Consider the following 3,096-nt stretch of genomic DNA (forward strand, 5'->3'; position numbering starts at 1 on the left):
ATGTAATAGGTTTGTGGAAATTGCAAACAATGTTTGTAATCACTATTTATAAATAAGTTGTGCTTGAGGTTATATCTATGTTCTAGTATTTGGGAAGATTTGTTATAACTTTATAGTACTTGCAGCTATGATTTTTTGGAACATGTTTTTTAATGAAGTTATGTATTGATATTATCTACTTAACATACAGGTGCTAAAGTTTGTGTTCAATTAATGAAGTCTTATTTCTTGCTTTGTATTTTTTAATAATTTGTGTTGCTAATTCTATTGTAATGTGCGTTTTTTTGTGGACTAATATGAAATCCTAAATCTGTAATGGATTTGTTGTAATATAAAAGGTAATATCTGATTAATCATGATTTTTAAATGTACATTGGTTTGGGTTATTTATATGTAAATTTTGTTATAATCTAGTTTATGAGTTTTGAATTATGACAATTTCTATAATATCTCTGATATTGTTTTGTCTAGTGATGCGTTTTTATAAAGTAAGTTATATATAGATGTACAAATTGGTAATTCTATGTTGAGCTCTTCTGCTAGGGAAATTAGTGGTTTTACAGTACTAACACCTTCTATAATTTCTGATTTTTTGTGCAATATTTTGTTTATATCTGCTCCTTGACCTATTGCTACCCCAAAAGACATGTTACGTGAGTGTGTAGTAGTGCAAGTTAGTATTAGATCTCCAAGACATGATGGACCAATTAAGGTTGAAAGGTTAATAATCTCATTTTTTGCGGTGTATAAGGTTTTTATTTCTTCCATTCCTCTAGTTATTACACTTGCTACAGCATTGTTTCCCAGATTTTTTCCTGTTATTATTCCACAAGCAATTGCAATTATATTCTTTAATGCAGCTCCAATCTGTACTCCTAAGATGTCTTTGCTATAGATGATTTTGAAAGTTTTATTGCTCATTTTATTAGTTAGTGATGTCCCTAAAACTTCATTTTCTCCTGCAAGTACTATAGTGCATGGCAGATTTGCTGCAATTTCTTTTGCAAAGCTTGGGCCAGACAGTATATATATTGGGTTGTTTGGTAGAATTTCTTTTACTATTTCACTTGGAAATTTGAGTGATATGTTTTCAATCCCCTTGCTACAAATTAGTAGAGGTATTTGTTCGAAAATATATTGTTTTTCTTGTATGTGAAGACATAATGCGCGTAGTTGTTGTGTAGGGACTGCAAGAATAATACAAGTGTTGTTACCTGATAATACTTCATGTATACTGCTGCTTGGAATAATATTGTCTGGTAATTCATATGTTGGTAAGTATTTAAGATTTTTTCTATTAATTGTTATAGATTGCATATCTGTATGGTCGCGTACCCATAGATTAATTGAAGTGCTGTTAGAAGATAACGCAATTGCGATTGCTGTTCCAAATGATCCTGCACCTAAAATAGTTATTTTCATTTTTGTTTACTTATAAAGAACTTAGATGGATGAGATTATATATTATATATTATATAGTGTTAAGAACTGAATTAATATGGTGTGGGACTAGTAATAGACTTTAAAGTATTAGTAGAGAAAGGTATTAGTAGAGATAATTTTTATGAAAGTGGTGTCCACGTGAATGTTTTTTTATGGGTTATATGATACTATGCATTAAGATTTTTGTATTGTTGACGTATGAAAGATGAAAAGCTTTATATTATTATAAATAAATGGGTGTCTTGGCTAGAAAAAGAAAAAAGATATTCAATCAATACAGTTGATGCTTATGTAAGAGATGTTAATAAGTTTCTTGAGTTTTTATATGTGTGTATTTTACGTCCTGTTACTCTAGAAGATGTTGTAAATGTTAAAGTTACAGATTTAAGGAAGTGGTTTACGTTGAGATATCAGGCTAATGTAGAGGCTGTAACAAATGCAAGATCTTTATCGGCATTGAAAAACTTTTTTAGGTATTTGTCACGTACTTATGATGTAGGTAACCAATCAATATTTTGTTTATCTAGACCAAGACTTAAAAGTGCCTTGCCTAAAACATTAGTTCAGTCTCATATTGAAAATATAGCGAATTATTATAGTTTACACGGTGATTGGGTGTTTAAACGTGATTTTGCAATAATTATGCTTCTTTATGGATGTGGCTTAAGAATCAGTGAAGCAGTGGGCTTAAAATTTCAAGATATTGGAAGAGGGGAAGTTTTAGTTACTGGTAAGGGCAATAAAGAAAGGATATTGCCTATTTTACCTGTAGTGCGTAGCAGCTTAGATGAATATATAAAGTCTTGTCCATATCATACAAGATTGAGTTCAGTTGATAATGGATACATTTTTGTAGGTGTTAATGGTAAAAAACTTGGAAGAACTTATTTTGCAAATAGGATAAAGAGAATTTGTAAGAAAATAGGCTTGCCTGATACTACTACTCCACATGTATTTCGTCATAGTTTTGCTACGCATTTGTTGTTAGGTGGTGCAGATATTAGATCCATACAAGAATTATTAGGTCATGCTAATTTATCAACTACACAAATTTATACTCATTTAGATCATAAAAGCGTCATTGACCATTACAAAAATTTTCATCCTCAAGTTATAAAAAAGAATTCCTAATTGTAATAGTAATTATAGAAGGTGGTGATACATAAACAACCTGAAAATTTGCTGGTTGATATGTAGTAGATTAACAATTTATAAAATGTAAAAAATAGCACGAGAAAATAGTTGTAGAAAGTATTGTTAGTGATAGTAATAATGAAAAATTATAGAGTGTCATCAGCACTTCTTGCAACCACAAATTGATCCACATCACTTTCACTTTAGACGTTAACACTGCATTAAGTATGTTGTTATGTAAATTTCAAAATGTTTTACATATAAGAAGATTATTTGTACTCTATTACAATATATTGCAATGAAAAATATATAGTTTGTTTTTGTTTAAAAATATTACAGAGCGTATCATGCTAGTGTATATTTTTATTATGTATTTTATAGCAAATGTGAAAATTAGTAATAAAAAGATGGGTGTGTAAAGGGTAGTATCGGTTAAAAGCTTCTATCATTTTAATTAATTGATAATGAAAGTTTTGTTGTTTAAGTTTTTATACTTAAATTATAACAAATATGGTTTGT

2 protein-coding genes are annotated in these 3,096 nt (G+C 29.2%); one reads left to right on the forward strand and one right to left on the reverse strand.

Features of this window, described 5'->3' with window-relative positions; genetic code table 11:
- Nucleotides 1-441: 441 nt before the first annotated feature.
- Entirely contained in the window at nucleotides 442-1,422 is a 981-nt protein-coding gene (locus tag DRF75_RS04925; RefSeq protein ID WP_045171179.1) for an NAD(P)H-dependent glycerol-3-phosphate dehydrogenase, read from the reverse strand.
- Between the two features lie 219 nt (nucleotides 1,423-1,641).
- Here DRF75_RS04925 and DRF75_RS04930 point away from each other — a divergent pair, with 219 nt between their 5' ends.
- Entirely contained in the window at nucleotides 1,642-2,574 is a 933-nt protein-coding gene (locus tag DRF75_RS04930; RefSeq protein ID WP_045171178.1) for a tyrosine recombinase XerC, read from the forward strand.
- The last annotated feature ends 522 nt before the right edge of the window (nucleotides 2,575-3,096 follow it).

Source organism: Ehrlichia minasensis, assembly GCF_004181775.1.
Taxonomy (GTDB): domain Bacteria; phylum Pseudomonadota; class Alphaproteobacteria; order Rickettsiales; family Anaplasmataceae; genus Ehrlichia; species Ehrlichia minasensis.